General features: G+C 70.6%; 14 protein-coding genes and 1 pseudogene. 6 read left to right on the forward strand and 9 right to left on the reverse strand.

The genetic code is table 11. From position 1 onward, the window contains the following. Window positions 1-62: 62 nt before the first annotated feature. Window positions 63-362, reverse strand: a pseudogene (locus BU52_RS32410) (phytanoyl-CoA dioxygenase family protein); the annotation flags it as partial. A gap of 15 nt (window positions 363-377) precedes the next feature. Here BU52_RS32410 and BU52_RS35470 point away from each other — a divergent pair. From BU52_RS35470 to BU52_RS32420, 3 genes are all read left to right on the forward strand, one after another. Next, the gene (locus BU52_RS35470; protein ID WP_157847948.1) at window positions 378-593 is read left to right on the forward strand and encodes a cytochrome P450; all 216 of its coding nucleotides are present in this window, start codon (window positions 378-380) and stop codon (window positions 591-593) included. Between the two features lie 111 nt (window positions 594-704). Beyond that, window positions 705-1,685 carry an aspartyl/asparaginyl beta-hydroxylase domain-containing protein gene (locus BU52_RS32415; RefSeq protein WP_037941392.1) on the forward strand — a complete coding sequence of 327 codons (981 nt, stop codon included), beginning with the start codon at window positions 705-707 and terminating at the stop codon, window positions 1,683-1,685. A gap of 20 nt (window positions 1,686-1,705) precedes the next feature. Next, window positions 1,706-3,052, forward strand: coding sequence for an ATP-grasp domain-containing protein (locus tag BU52_RS32420; RefSeq protein WP_157847949.1), 1,347 nt, complete (start codon window positions 1,706-1,708; stop codon window positions 3,050-3,052). A 264-nt stretch (window positions 3,053-3,316) separates the two neighbouring features. Here BU52_RS32420 and fxlM read toward each other — a convergent pair whose 3' ends face one another. The 8 genes from fxlM to BU52_RS36920 form a co-directional block, all read right to left on the reverse strand. After that, on the reverse strand, window positions 3,317-5,692 hold the full coding sequence (gene fxlM, locus BU52_RS32425; RefSeq protein ID WP_078903580.1) for a methyltransferase, FxLD system: 2,376 nt from the start codon (window positions 5,690-5,692) through the stop codon (window positions 3,317-3,319). A gap of 33 nt (window positions 5,693-5,725) precedes the next feature. Further along, entirely contained in the window at window positions 5,726-7,108 is a 1,383-nt protein-coding gene (locus tag BU52_RS32430; protein ID WP_037941396.1) for a phosphotransferase, read from the reverse strand. Then, window positions 7,105-7,956 (reverse strand): class I SAM-dependent methyltransferase, encoded by an 852-nt coding sequence (locus tag BU52_RS32435; protein ID WP_037941398.1) that lies wholly within the window; start codon window positions 7,954-7,956, stop codon window positions 7,105-7,107. Before BU52_RS32435 ends, BU52_RS32430 begins: the two co-directional genes overlap by 4 nt. Beyond that, a complete protein-coding gene (locus BU52_RS32440; RefSeq protein WP_235216488.1) occupies window positions 7,953-9,200 on the reverse strand; it encodes a methyltransferase domain-containing protein in 1,248 nt (415 codons plus the stop codon). The genes BU52_RS32435 and BU52_RS32440 overlap by 4 nt, the downstream gene beginning before the upstream one ends. Before the next feature lie 184 nt (window positions 9,201-9,384). Beyond that, window positions 9,385-10,854 carry an NUDIX hydrolase gene (locus BU52_RS32445; RefSeq protein WP_037941400.1) on the reverse strand — a complete coding sequence of 490 codons (1,470 nt, stop codon included), beginning with the start codon at window positions 10,852-10,854 and terminating at the stop codon, window positions 9,385-9,387. Window positions 10,855-10,927: 73 nt separating this feature from the next. Further along, complete coding sequence (locus tag BU52_RS35475; RefSeq protein ID WP_157847950.1) at window positions 10,928-11,092, reverse strand: hypothetical protein; 165 nt, start codon at window positions 11,090-11,092, stop codon at window positions 10,928-10,930. 211 nt (window positions 11,093-11,303) lie between these two features. Further along, window positions 11,304-11,522 (reverse strand): hypothetical protein, encoded by a 219-nt coding sequence (locus BU52_RS35860; protein ID WP_167343559.1) that lies wholly within the window; start codon window positions 11,520-11,522, stop codon window positions 11,304-11,306. Between the two features lie 199 nt (window positions 11,523-11,721). Then, entirely contained in the window at window positions 11,722-11,850 is a 129-nt protein-coding gene (locus BU52_RS36920) for a hypothetical protein (RefSeq protein ID WP_268747637.1), read from the reverse strand. Between the two features lie 54 nt (window positions 11,851-11,904). Between BU52_RS36920 and BU52_RS37220 the strand changes: the two genes are divergently transcribed. The 3 genes from BU52_RS37220 to BU52_RS32460 form a co-directional block, all read left to right on the forward strand. Further along, window positions 11,905-12,180, forward strand: coding sequence for a Tn3 family transposase (locus tag BU52_RS37220; RefSeq protein WP_157847951.1), 276 nt, complete (start codon window positions 11,905-11,907; stop codon window positions 12,178-12,180). An 88-nt stretch (window positions 12,181-12,268) separates the two neighbouring features. Then, window positions 12,269-12,457 carry a hypothetical protein gene (locus BU52_RS32455; protein ID WP_037941407.1) on the forward strand — a complete coding sequence of 63 codons (189 nt, stop codon included), beginning with the start codon at window positions 12,269-12,271 and terminating at the stop codon, window positions 12,455-12,457. Beyond that, the coding region (locus tag BU52_RS32460) for a sigma-70 family RNA polymerase sigma factor (protein WP_037941408.1) at window positions 12,450-12,988 on the forward strand (539 nt) is incomplete at its 3' end. The genes BU52_RS32455 and BU52_RS32460, both read left to right, overlap by 8 nt.

The following is a 12,988-nucleotide window of genomic DNA, read 5'->3' on the forward strand; positions in this document are numbered from 1 at the left end:
GGTCGCCCTGCCCCGATCGGGCAGGGCGACCGACCGCACGGCCGGGGCCGGATGGCGACGGCTCAGGCGTCACCCATGACCAGGCCCTCGATGGTGTGCTTCTGCGTCACCGGGGTCAGCTTCTCCACCACGGCGCAGTCCAGGTGCCGCCGCACCCGGTCGGGCAGGGCATCCCAGTAGCCGCAGGTGACCGCCATGTCGTGCCGTTCGCCGTTGGTCGCCTCGGGGCCGTCCATGCCGAGGACGAGAACCGGACGGGACTTGGCGGACTGGTTGGCTGTTCCCCGGTGAATCGTCAGCGCCGTGCGGGCGGAAATATCGCCGCGCTGAGGGTACTTGCGCACCGCGCGCTCCCGGTAGCGGAGACACGAGCGGAGATGGATGGACAAGCGATCGCCCCCGGTGACCTTGTCCTGGTGTCCCTCACCGGGCACGACCCGTTCGACCCGCCGGCATGCCCGGCACACCCGGCGCCCCACACGGGCGGCGGGCGGCGGACCGACCACCTCGCGTTCGGCCACGGCATGCACTACTGCATAGGTGCTCCACTCGCACGCATGGAGGCAGCAGCCCTGCTCACCCGGTTCGCCTGACGGTTCCCCGATGCCCGTGTGCAGGACCTGACGTGGAGCAAGAACCGGACCTACCGCGGATTCGACCACCTGAACATTCGTCTCTGGGCACACGAAGCGGAGTAAGCACACATGGGACCGGATATCGTCAAGCTCCTTCCGGAGTTCGATGCCTCCAGACTTCAAGAAGAGTTGTTCGCTCTGGGCGGTGAGCGGTTCAAGCCTCAGGCAACCTACAGTGAGGGAGAGATCACCCAGAGCCTCACGGACGGCTGGCGCGTTCTGTCGTTGAGGGGCCCTGGCGGGGACCCGGAGCGCACGGACCCCGGCGGTCCCGGTCTCGTGGACTACGCCGATACGCCACTGATGCAGATGGCGCCGTACACGGCGTCGATCCTCAAGGGCCTCGATGTGCCGCTGCGGGCCGTTCGCTACATGACGCTGGAGCCGGGCGCGTCCGTGGCCGAGCACACCGACTACCCGTATGGCCTGCCGGTGGGATGGGCCCGGCTGCACCTGCCCATCGTCACCAACGACCACGCCGTGCTGGTGATGGATGGAGTCGAGAACAGGTGGCAGCCGGGCGAGTTGTGGTACGCGAATTTCGGCAGGCCGCACCATCTTTACAACAGAGGCTCCCAGCCCCGCGTACACCTGGTGGTGGACTGCTACGTCAGCGAGACCCTGCTGGAGCTCTTCCCAGCCCGAGCGAGGCAGGCGATGGACCCGACCGGGATCATGTTCTGGCGCGAAGAGATCACAGCTTCATCGGATGAGCTGCGTGCCCTGACGGGACCGGTGACCGTACCGGCGGGGTTCATCGAGGCGTATGCCGAGCCGCCCTCCCCTGAGGAGTTCGAGAGTGCAGGTGCGGACTTGCAGGGCACTCTGCGGGTTGCCGACGGCCGACTCGTCCTGCACATGGACGGGCTCTACGAGTCGGCACTGGTATGCGTGGGCGAGCGGGAGTTCCGGCCACTGTGCTGGACTGAGGAGCGCACGATGAAGTTCGAGACGGTCAACGGCGTTCTGCGGATCTCGTTCCGTTACCGGCACGGCAGTTACCACACCGAGATCGTACGAAGCAACGGCCCGGGGCAGAACGACCTGTGAAGCCACGGAGAGTTGGCTCTATGACACCCATCGAACGGGAACAACCCATACTGAATATGGGGGTAGACCGGTACGTTCTGCGTGCCTGCCGCAAGCATGCCCAGCAGACCGTGGCGGTCTGTGGTCCGGAACCGTGGGATTTCGGCCCTCACATCCCAGAGGACGGCGTTCGCGTGGTGCGCGCCGACGACCCCGGACATCCGGAGTCGGTCCTGGCCGCACTGCACCGGGCCGGATTGAAGGACACCCGCTTTGCAGGCGTGCATTCCGGCGACGACTGGACGCTGATAGACGCCGGGGTGATCTCCCGGATGCTCGGGTGCAGCGGGATCGACCCCGATGTGGCCCTCTATTTCCGGGACAAGGCGCTGCAGAAGCAGAAGATCCGCGAGGCGGGCATCAGCACCGCGTCGGCGCTCGTCATCGAGGACATCCACGATGTCAGCAGCCTGAGAGACACGGACTTCAAGCGGTCAGTGCTCAAGCCCATCTCGTTCGGAGGCACTGGGTACACCTCCACCGTCACCGACTTCGAGGGCCTCAGTGCCGTCAGCCGCAGCATGCGGGCCCGGAACATTCCGAGGCGGACATTCATGCTGGAAGAATTCGTGGAGGGCGACGAATGGGTCGCTGACGGTGTCGCCTTCGAGGGCGAGCTGCTCTTCCTGGCCCTTGGAAAGTACGGCGAGCCGTGCCTGAACGCTCTGACCGAGCAGCGAGCGCTGTGGGTCCGCCGGTTCGACCCGACCCAGGAATCATGGGCCTACGAGGCGGCACAACCTTTGGTCGAGGCATCGCTATCGGCCCTGGGCCTCTCGAGCGGGGTGTTCCACATGGAGCTGTTCCACAACCCCGCAACCGGACAGGTTACGTTCGGCGAGTGCGCCGCCCGACGCGGTGGCGGGCTGACCCAGGAGGAATTCCTGTTCAAGTTCAACGTGGATCTCGCCGAGTGCGGAGTTCTCTGTGCCCTGGGACGGCGTCCGGAGCTGGACGTCAAGGTTCGTCCGGAGGCAGCGGCCCACACTCACTTGCTGGGCAGGCCGGGAACGCTCATCAGCCACCCGTCGGTGTCCGAGGCGATGGAGTTGCCCTACGTCGAATACGCTCGGTTTGAGCATCCGTTCGGTACCGCATTCCCGGAGGCGATCGAATTCATCGGGCAGAGTCTGGGGCTCATGGTCGTGAAGGCTGACTCCGCCGACGATCTGGCAGCACGGGTGGATGACCTCCGGCAGTGGGTAGACCAGCGTCTGGTGATTGCTCCCCCGAGTATGTCGTTCCGCGAGCACCGCGAGTGGCATGAGAGGCTGTGGCCTGAGCAGGCGAAGCTCGGCGGCTCGGTCTACGAGCCCTCACACACCTGAACCGCCGTTGGGTCGCACTCGGCCAAGACCTGGCCTGTAGGCCAGATTCGCCGACCAGGCTTATTGCCGGTCAGAAGCTGTCCCCATGCCCCCTGCCATGCAACCGCTTACGGAACTGCGGCAGGGGCATCCGGTGTCCAGCGACCTGGAAGCAGGCCAGCTGTGACAACCGCCGCATCGACGCCCCAAGACCAGCGGCCGCCGACAACACCAAACCGCCCTGCCCAGATCGACTGCTGGACGGCGTCGGTGATCTGGTGACAGCTATCGATGATATGTGTCACCTAGAGATGTCAGTCGCAGCTCAACGGGACCGGGCAGCACCGCGTCACGCTCCGGCCACCGGAACACCAAGCGGCAGTGCCGCTTGTCCAGGACGTCGCCGGCGGGCAGCGCGTCGTCGGGCGTACCGGCCGGGTGGACCGTCAAAAGGGGATCGACGTGCTGGTCGTTGTCGTCGGCGCGGATGTGGCGGTCCCAGGCCCGGACCGTGGCCATCAGCCGCTCGGCGAGCTCGGGCCCCTGCTCGCCGAAGCCGTGGGCGACCCACTCCCACTCCTTGCCCTGCGGGCTGTCGCCGTCCTTGGTCTGGATGTGGATCAGGTAGGCCAGCGACGCCTCGCCGATGATCGCGGGGGCGTCGCGGTCCTTCGCGATGCCGGTCACTTCCTCAGCGGGCTCCAGGTGGGCGGCCAGCCGGCAGAAGCCCGACAGGGTGGTAGCCGCGTACAGCTGCAGCGAGCCGAAGTAGGAGTCCGCCCCCATGGTCACGCCGGTCGCGACCTCGTGCCGCCGCCCGCGCAGCGCCTCCTCCAGGCCCTCCGTGTCGGCGGCGGAGCCGTCGTCGAAGCGCAGTGCCAGCGCTCCGTCGAGCAGGGAGACGACCGGGGCGGGGCGGGCCCGCTGCCCCTGGTCGCGGACGAAGCCGCAGTGGGTGAAGCGGCGGGCGTGCAACACCTCGCCGCGCCGCTCGAACGCGATCGCCCGGGTGTAGCCGCCCATCTCCAGCGGCAGGACCAGGCGCCCGCCTTCGGCCAGCTGCTCACGCCAAGCCGGGGAGATGTCCCAGCAGTTGTAGGTGATCATGCTGCCGTCGAAGCCGCCGCGGGGGACGAGGTGGGCGGGCGCGCCAAGGGGGGCGTCGGCTTCGACGGCGGTGACGCGTCCGCTACCGGCCTCCGTGAGGAAGGCGCGGGTGCGGCGTACGACCCACGGGTCGATGTCGACGCTCACCACGCGACCGTCGGGCCCGGCGGCGTGGGCGAGCAGCTCGGCGTTGTAGCCACCGGACCCCGCCTCGAACACGATCGCACCCGGCCCAAGACGCAGGCTCTCGAGCATGTCGGCCTGGAGCCAGGCCGCGGACACCGAGCTGATGGCCGTCCCGGTCTCGTCGCGCAGGGTGATGACGGCCCGGTCGCCGCCGTCATACGCGGCCGCCAGGTTCACTTCTGGGGCGAAACGATGGCGGGGCACCGTCCGCAGCGCGTCGCGGACGGGCTCGGACGGGGCCCAGCCGCCGTCGATCACCGTCTGGGCCATCGCCTGGCGCAGCCTGACGGCCTCACCCGGCTCGCCCGGCACGGGCGGCCGATCGGCGGCGAGCGGGTAGGAGACCACAGGCGGCAGGTCCGGGATGACGCCGGGCCAGACGCTGTCGATCGCGAGTGCGGCCGGGACGAAGACGTCCCCGATACAGGCGAGAGCGTGCAGGTCGAAGAACTCCCAGCGGTCGAATTCGTCCGCCTCCGCATTGGTCAGCGTTCCCGTCCACGCGGTGATCCGGACGACGGCCGTGAGCCTCGGGATGCCGTGGCTGTCGTCGACCATCATCGTCACCACGTGCGCATCCGCCGGGTCGGCGACCAGGCCCGTCTCCTCGGCGAGCTCGCGGACCGCCGCGGCGGCGAAGCCTTCCGGGCCGCGGGTCTTGCCGCCGGGCAGTTCGAGCATGCCGCGGCGGGACCGGCCGAGCAGGACCCGGCCGGCGTCGTCGGTGACGACCGCGAGGGCGCCGGTCAGGGCATGGGCGGTGGTCGGCCGCTTCTCGACGGCCCTCGTGTCGGCGTGGCAGGGGCCACGCAGCACCAGGAAGGCCAAGCCGTCCGCATCCAGGCGTTCCACCGTCTCCCAGCCGGCGGCGAGCACGGCGATCTCGTCCTCGTCCAAGGCGATGCTGCGCCGCTCCTCGGGCGTGGTCGCCGCCACCGGGGTGATGACGACGAGAGCGCCGCCGTCCCGCAGCCGCTCACCCAGCCCGTGAAGAACGCGCCCCCTGTCCTGCACGAACGGGTACATCAGGCGCAGCGTGATCAGGTCGTACCCCTCTTCATGCAGCGGGGCGGGGTCGTCGCGCTCGATATCCAGCCGCAGCCAGCGCACGCCCTCGACGTCGGCGTACTCCTCGCGGGCCCGGGCGAGCGCGCTGTCGGCGAAGTCGCACGCGTCCACGGTGTAGCCGAGGGAGGCGAGGCAGGCGGCCAGCTCGCCGGTGCCGCAGCCCACGTCGAGCGCGCGGCCGCCGCCATCCGGAGCGGAGGTGTGCTCGGCGAGGAGCTCCCGCTCCTGCTCACCCACCTGCCGGAATCCCCGGCCGTCGCTGAAGTGCTTCTCCCACTCGTCGCGGGCTGTGTACGTCAACGTGCTGCTCCTCGTACGTAGGCGTGGTGGTGTTCAGGGGCGTTGTGCGGCTCGGAGCCGGGCCAGCGTGCGCCGGCCGCGCTCGACGAGCTCGGGATCGCCGTGGGCGGCGCCGTAGGAGACGCCGGAGACGGAATCCAGGACGGACAGGACTGTGAGGTGAGCCTCTTCGTCCGGGGTGAAGCTGCGGCCGTAGCCGTCCCTCACGGCCTGGGAGAGGTCGGGCCGGCCGTGCCAGGCGTCGGAGAGCCGCACGAAGTCCCGCACGGCCGGGCCGTCTTCCGACCGCTCGAAGTCGATCACGTGGAGAGCCTCGGCGGTCTCGTCCCAGCGCAGATTGCGGAGCTGGAAGTCACCATGCGTGGGCACCGTGACCAAGGGGGGCAGACCGGTAGCCCTCTCGGCGGTGGCGCGGATGAACTTCTCGTCGCCGGGAGCGAGATGAGGCAGGGCGCCCGCGAGGTGCCGCTCCAACTTCCCCAGCGGCAGGCCGTCAGCGGCCGGCCGGGGCGGGGCGCTGTGGTGGATGGCCGCCGCGAGTTGCCCGATGCGGTGGAAGATGAGGCGCTGCTGCTCGGGCGGGTGGACGGCGCCGTGCAGGGTTCGGCCGCCCACCGCGGTGAGCACGACGGCCCGCAGCGTCGGGTCAGCGGCCACCAGCCGGGGTGCGGCCGCCCCGAGGCCGGAGACCCAGCTGCGAAGGGCGTCCACTTCACGATGGTGGAAGCGAGCATTCTGGTGGATCTTGACGTACCACTCGCCGCCCTCGGCACCGGCCGCCCGCCACACACGGCTCTCCTCCCGCGCCCAGGACGCGTCTGCCCACTCGCCGATCCGGCCGACCGCCTGCTCGGCGAACGCGCGCACCGCCGCATTCGGAACCGCGCCGTGCGCGGCGGGTTCAGGGAGCAGGACCAGCCGGTCGACGGACCGGTCGTAGGCGATCGGGTCGCCGGGCTCCTGGAAGTGCACGGCCATCCGCGCACCGGCCCGGTAGGCATCCAACCCGGCGCGGCAGTACGCCACCATCGGCTCCGGCAGGGCGCCGAAGGCGAACCACCCCATGGCGTCGCACACATGGGGCTCCATGACCTCCGGGGTGCCCTCCCACCGATCCACCACGAAGAACACCCCGATCCGGGCGCCGCCGGCAGGGGCTCGGTGGTGCACGGTGACGGCCGCCCGGACATCGGCCCGGTCGATGACGACACCGGCCTCCTCCCGGGCCTCACGCACCAGGGCGGCGACCATGTCCTCCCACGGTCCGTCCACATGCCCGGACACGAGATGCCAGCAACCAGCCGCGTACACGTCACCGGCCCGCCTGGACAGCAGCACCTCAAGCCCCGCCGCGCCCTCGCGTACGGCGATCAGGTGGACGTCGAGCGGCTCGGTGTGCCGCTGGGTGCCGCTCACGCAGCGCCGCCGGGGCGGCGCGCGAGCAGCACGGTGAACACCGCGTCCTCCTCCAGGACGCCGCCGCCGGCATGGTCCTGAGGCAGGCGGAGAGCGGCGGTCTCGAACTCGCCGTGACGGCCGGCGAACAGGGCGGGACGAGCGAAGCTGGTGGTGCGCAGGTAGCCGAGGACGTCCTCGGGCGCCCAGAGGCGGGAGACGGGGAAGCTGCGCTCGGTCACCTCGCTGAACGCCGAGTCGGCCAGGTCATCCTCGTAGGAGCGGCCCGGCCCGGCACAGGTGCCGCGAGTGCCCGCGCGCCGGTCCACGCCGAGGTAGCTCTGGATCAGCGCCCGAAGAGCGGCCGTCCAGTCGGCCTCATGGGTCCAGAGACTGCCGTCGCCCATGATCGCCACGACGGCGTGCGGCGCGGCCACCCGGTCGGCCATGGACAGAACCTCCGGGCGGGACAGCCAGTGGAAGGACCGACAGCAGGTGATCAGGGTGGGCGCCCGGCCGGGCGCGGCGGGGACGAAGTCGTGGGTGCCGCCGGTGAAGACGTCGACCGTGCATGCTCCGCAGACCGGTTCGAGTGCGGCGCGGGCCGACTTCAGCATCGAGGCGTTCACGTCGACCAGGTCGATGTGCGCCAGACGGCGCAGGATGGGCAGCAGCGCGCGGGGCACCTGACCGGTTCCGGTCCCCAGGTCCAGCAGGACGGGGGCGGGCACACCGTGCCGGGTGGCGGCCAGCAGGTGAACCGCGGCGTCCGGGAGGCCGGGACGGTAACGGGCGTAGTCGGCGGCCTCGGGCCCGAACAGGGCATCGTCCGAAACCGCCGCAGAGGCCGGTCGGTCGGGGCGGGTCATCGTGCATCTCCAGTTCTGTCAGAGGAAAGCTGCCAGGTCAGGGCTCCGTTCGGGCTGGTGGCCCGCTGGCTGCCGTCGGCGTCGAAGTGGAGCCGGAAGACGTCCGGCGCACCGGCCGCCCGCCACCGGCCGGCGACATTCTGAATCTCCGCCCAGATGTCCCACGGCCCCGAAGTCGTCACGTCCCACCGGCGGTGGCCGACAGCCCGCACGCGCATCCACGACCGGCACTCGGGCGCGCCGATCGTCAGGTCCTCCGCGCCGAAGTCGCGCACCAGGCCCGGATACAGGTGGTCCAGGGCCAGCCACATGCCGCGCGCCGTGTCCTGCGGCGGCGCGAGCGGGCTGCGCTGCGTGCACCCGTCGGCCGTGGTGATCTCCGTGCGGAACGCGGCGGACAGAAACAGCCGGTCGAAGCCGGAACCGGCCCGGTGACCGAACTCGACCGCCCGCAACCGGGCCTCCACCCTCCCGTCCCGTCGTCTTTCGATCACGGCCAAGCCCGGCCACGACGGCGACGACGTCCCGAGCGTCATCAGCGCGCGCCCGCCCGGCGCCAGCTGCTCCACCAGGATGTGCGGCACGTGGCGGACGGCGAAGGAGACGAAGATCCGGTCGTACGGTCCGGCGGCGGCCCACTCGGTGGTGCCGTCCCCGGTCACCGTTGCCGGCCGGTAGCCGAGGGCGGACAGCCGCTCGCGGGCGGCCGCGGTGACATGCGGGTCGATGTCAAGGGTGACGACGCCCTCGTCGCCGCACATGAAGCAGGCCGCCGCCGCGGTCACCCCGGCGCCGGTCCCCACATCCAGCACCCGATGGCCGGGCCGCAGGTCCAGCTGCTGCAGCAGGTCCGCGGTCAGGCTCATCGTGCTCGACATGGCGGTCATCACGCCCCCGCGGCACGGCCTGGGAACGCGGCCGAGGATCGGCTCGCCGTCGTGCTGGATCGAGACGCTGTCCCCGCTGTGCAGCCGCTCCAGCAGCTCCTCCCGGTCGGCCGGACGGGACAAGTCCAGCAGATCCCAGCGCGGCGGCGTCTCGTCGGGGGCGCTGCGCCGCACGTACGCCTGGGGCATCAGGATCTGGCGCGGCAGCGCGAGCAGGGCCTCTCGCACCGGTCCGGGGCCGAGCGCTCCGCTTTCCTCGAGCCGGGCGACCATCGCCGCCCGGGCCGCCGCAGCCTCGGAGGTGTCGCCGGCGGGCTGTGCCGGAAGGAGGGGCGCGGCGGGCACAGTGGGAAGCACGGTGCACTCCAGGGGATCGGGTGGGGGAGCAGCGGGCATCGCCGCCGAGTTCGGCACCTTGTTGGCTCAGTGCAGGGCGGCACGGGGTACCTCCCTCGACTCAGCCAGGAGCCCCGCAGCAACTTCCTGGACTCGGTCTGGGTCCGCCGGCCGGGCCCGCTACCGGCGGGTGTGCCCACCCTGCTCACCAGCCCAGCTGAGAGTAGGGGCGGCCTTCGGCGATCGCGGTGATGGCCGTGCGGGTGTAGGAGACGATCGGGTCCGGCAGCTCGTCCCGCGGCCACCACTTCCAGGTCAGGCACTTGTCGGACTCGCGCACCTCGGGGGTGCCCTTCCACCGGCAAGCCCGGAACACGAGCTGCATCAGGGGCAGGCTGCCAGGGGTGTCGACGACGTGGGCGACGTGTACGAGTTCCACGTCGGCGGGTTCGATGACCAGTCCTGCTTCCTCCCACGCCTCGCGGACCAGGCAGGCGAGCGCGGACTCCTGCTCACACCGCCCGGCGAGGTAGTGCCAGGTGTCGCCCGCGTATTTCGAGTCGGGGTGACGCAGGCCGAGAAGCACCCGGCCTTCGGCGTCTTCGAGGTGGAGGTGGACTCCGACGCCGTTCAGTACGGTCCGGCTGCCCCCGTCCCACACGGGCGGAGCTGCGGGCGGCTGGTTGTCCGGAGGGTTCTCGGCCGCATGGCGGCGAATCAGGTCCTGGGTGGCGGGGCTCAGGCGCAGCCGGTCCAGTTCGTCGGGCGTGAACCAGCGCAGCAGCACTCCCTCGTGCAGCGTGAGCCGGTCGGGGTTGCCGCGCCACCGGCCCGCGAAGACCTGGACCGGGACACTGAGGCCGTCGATGCTGGTCGCGGCCTCCATGGCGTAGGGCTTCACGTCCTCGAGGCGGAGGTCGGGCACCTCCTCGGACAGCTCCCGCAGCAGGGTGCCCTCAAGGCTCTGGTCGTCGTGCGTGCGACCGCCGCCGAGAAGGGCGAACGCCCCCGACTCCCAGATGACGCCGGGCTTGTGGTCGCGCAGATGAAGCAGGTACCGGCCGGCCCCGTCGTGGATCAGCGCGGAAGCGTTCACCGGCTCCGGCGGGCCGTCCAGTCCCGCCGCGAGGAGCTTCGCGCGCAGTGTCGGCGAGGCGACCTCCGGCTGCGGGAGCCACCGGGCGCCGGAGACCTCCTCGTCCTGCAGCGCGATCGTCGGCGGCTCCTCGCCGGAGAGGTAGAAGACGTAGCGGACGTCGTAGTGGCGGTGAGCCGGTTCCCCTTTGGAAGGGCTGGCGTCGAGGTCGTCGACGTCGATGTCGATCGGAGAACCGAGCAGGTGCCGGGTCAGGCACAGGGCGCCCGGCGGAATCCCGGCTTCCTCGGCCACCTCGCGCAGCGCCGCGGCGAGCAGTGTGCGGTCCCCGGGCTCGATGTGGCCGCCTGGGGCGAGCAGGAGACCGCCGGTGGCCCGGTGCCGGATGTGCAGGACCCGGCCCTGCCGGTCGATGACGACGGCGCTGCACGTGACGTGCCCGGGCAGCGTCGTCCGGGCGGTCGCGTCGACGGGCCGGTCCAGCGCGGCGAGGAGCTCGGCCAGAGCGTCACGTTCGCCGGGGTGCCGGCCGAGGTACACCTCGACGGTCCTGCGGATCGCGGTGGAGCTGGGTGGCATGGGCGTCGTCTCGCCTTCGATGTCAGGGGGCGGGCAGGCGGGGGCAGGAAGCTCCAGTGGTTCAGCTCGCCGTTCAGTGGCCGGACGGCTTGGCGCTTCGGGGGCCGGGTACGCCGCCGACCGGCGGTGCGATGCCGTAGTGGGGGGCGTCGGCAGTGAACACCCCCCGGTACAGGCCGCGCTTGCGAACGATCAGCTCGTCGTGGGTCTTGTCGCCGTCTGGTTCGACTGGCGTCAACGTGTTCCCCTCTCGTGACGTGGCGGTGGCGTCGCCGTGCTCAACGACGCCGCACGATTTCGAGCACCTGTTCCTTTCGGACGCGTTGCGCACCCCGTGATTCAGCGGTTTTCCAAGGGTGCGCAGTGCATCGACCCTTGCCGCGCAAGGGCCCGCGGCTCGGGGGAGGTTGGCCGAATCGCCGACGTTCGTTCACTGCGGCGGTCGGCTGTCAGCCAACCCCCGTCGCTGGGGCTTCGCCCTGTTCGCCCGGGGTGGACGGCAGGTCCAGGCGCAGCGTCATGACCGCGTGGTCGGCCAGCCCCGCTTCGCGGGCTTCCTGGTGGTAGTCGCAGGCCAGGACACGCTCGGCGTGGGGTGCGGAGACGAAGAGGTGGTCGAAGCGGAAGCCGATGCCGCTGCGCCCGAACCAGGAGTGCCAAGAAGACAAGCGCCAGCCGGTCACCGGCCTCCGCGTACGGGCGGGACAGCGCGATCGCCTCCTCCGCCCGGCCCCAGCCCTCCAGCAGCTCCGCCCGGGCTTGGGCCGCCGGCCACCAGTTCGTGACGACGTACGGAGCGAGCACCTCCAACGCCTGCTCGCGCTGGCCCCGATGCCCGAGCAGCCGGGCCCACTCCAGTGCGCAGAACTACTCCCCGCGGCCGGCCTGAAACTCCACTTCCCGCTCATGACCAAGTTCGAGAAGCCGCGCCACCAGCAGCGGAGGAATGCAGCCCGTCAGCGTTCGGGCCCGGTATTCAGGATCATCAGCGTCCACGACAGCGCACCTTCGCCCTCACCACCGACACAGCCCGCACGTCGGGGCCATCGCATGCGAGGGCAGGCGTCAGTAAACGCCTGGGGGGTTCAACGCAGCGGCCCTGCACACCCCACCTACCAGGCCCTCGAAGAACTCGGCCGCGCCGTACGCACGATCTTCGCGTGTGACTACCTAAGCAGCCAGGCGTACAACTCCAGCCAGGGCCGGGGAGCGAGACACGAGCCGAACGAGCGGCCGAGTGAGTCGTCCCTGCCTCATCCCAGTTCATGGCCGGGACTTCAGCTGCTGCCAGAGGACTCCGAACGAGATTTTTTCGGTGCCGTGTAAAGGATCCGGCGGCCGTACGCCTCTCAGCATGCGTACGGCCGTCGCTGCTTCACCGTGAAGCGCTGGGCCGCAGCATGGAGGAGGTCCGGTGGAACTGACGGGAATCGGCATCGTGGTGTTCCTGATCCTGCTCTTCGCGAAGCCGCTGAGCAGTGTGTTGAGGAGCATCGCCTTCCGTAACCGTGCGGCGGGCAAGGCCAAGATGATGAGAGCGAAGGACAGGTCCGGGCGGGCGCCGAAGAGGCGCCGGGCGGGGAAGCGGGGGCGGCGTGGCTGATCGGGACAGGCCGCGGTCGCGGCACGCCGAAGCGCTGGCGGGACTGGTCGAGGAGCGGTACGACCGGATGGTCCGCTACGCCGCCAAGCGGCTGCGCACCCGCGACGTACCGCAGACGTCGGCGGACCCCGAGGACGTCGTACAGAACGCCCTCAAGGCCGTGTTGGCTCACGACGAGCCGATCGGCAACGTGCGCGCGTACCTCTACACCTGCATGGCCCGCGAGATCGACCGTGCGGCCCGGAACCACTACGTGGGCCGGGGGTACGAGTCCCTCGACGCGGACGTGCGGCTGGAGGACGGGCCGGCGGTCCGGCCTGTCGACGAGGCCGACTTGCGGCACGTCATTGACGAGGCGCTAGCCGGGCTTCCGCTGCAGCAGCGGAGAGTGATGCTGCTGACACGGGAGCTGGGGATGACGCACATGGAAGCGGCCCAGGTTCTGGGGTCCGCGCCGGGCACGGTGGGCGTCCACGTGCACCGTGCGATCCGCGCGCTGCGGGTGACGCTCGTCGGCCTGAGCACTGCCCT

It is taken from the genome of Streptomyces toyocaensis (assembly GCF_000725125.1).
Lineage (GTDB): Bacteria > Actinomycetota > Actinomycetes > Streptomycetales > Streptomycetaceae > Streptomyces > Streptomyces toyocaensis.

Excerpts from the sequence above, each read along its gene's own strand:
- BU52_RS32445 (WP_037941400.1), bottom strand. The coding sequence starts at position 10,854 with ATGCCACCCAGCTCCACCGCGATCCGCAGGACCGTCGAGGTGTACCTC.
- BU52_RS32435 (WP_037941398.1), bottom strand. The coding sequence starts at position 7,956 with ATGACCCGCCCCGACCGACCGGCCTCTGCGGCGGTTTCGGACGATGCC.
- BU52_RS35470 (WP_157847948.1), top strand. The coding sequence starts at position 378 with ATGGATGGACAAGCGATCGCCCCCGGTGACCTTGTCCTGGTGTCCCTC.
- BU52_RS37220 (WP_157847951.1), top strand. The coding sequence starts at position 11,905 with ATGCGAGGGCAGGCGTCAGTAAACGCCTGGGGGGTTCAACGCAGCGGC.
- BU52_RS32420 (WP_157847949.1), top strand. The coding sequence starts at position 1,706 with ATGACACCCATCGAACGGGAACAACCCATACTGAATATGGGGGTAGAC.
- BU52_RS32415 (WP_037941392.1), top strand. The coding sequence starts at position 705 with ATGGGACCGGATATCGTCAAGCTCCTTCCGGAGTTCGATGCCTCCAGA.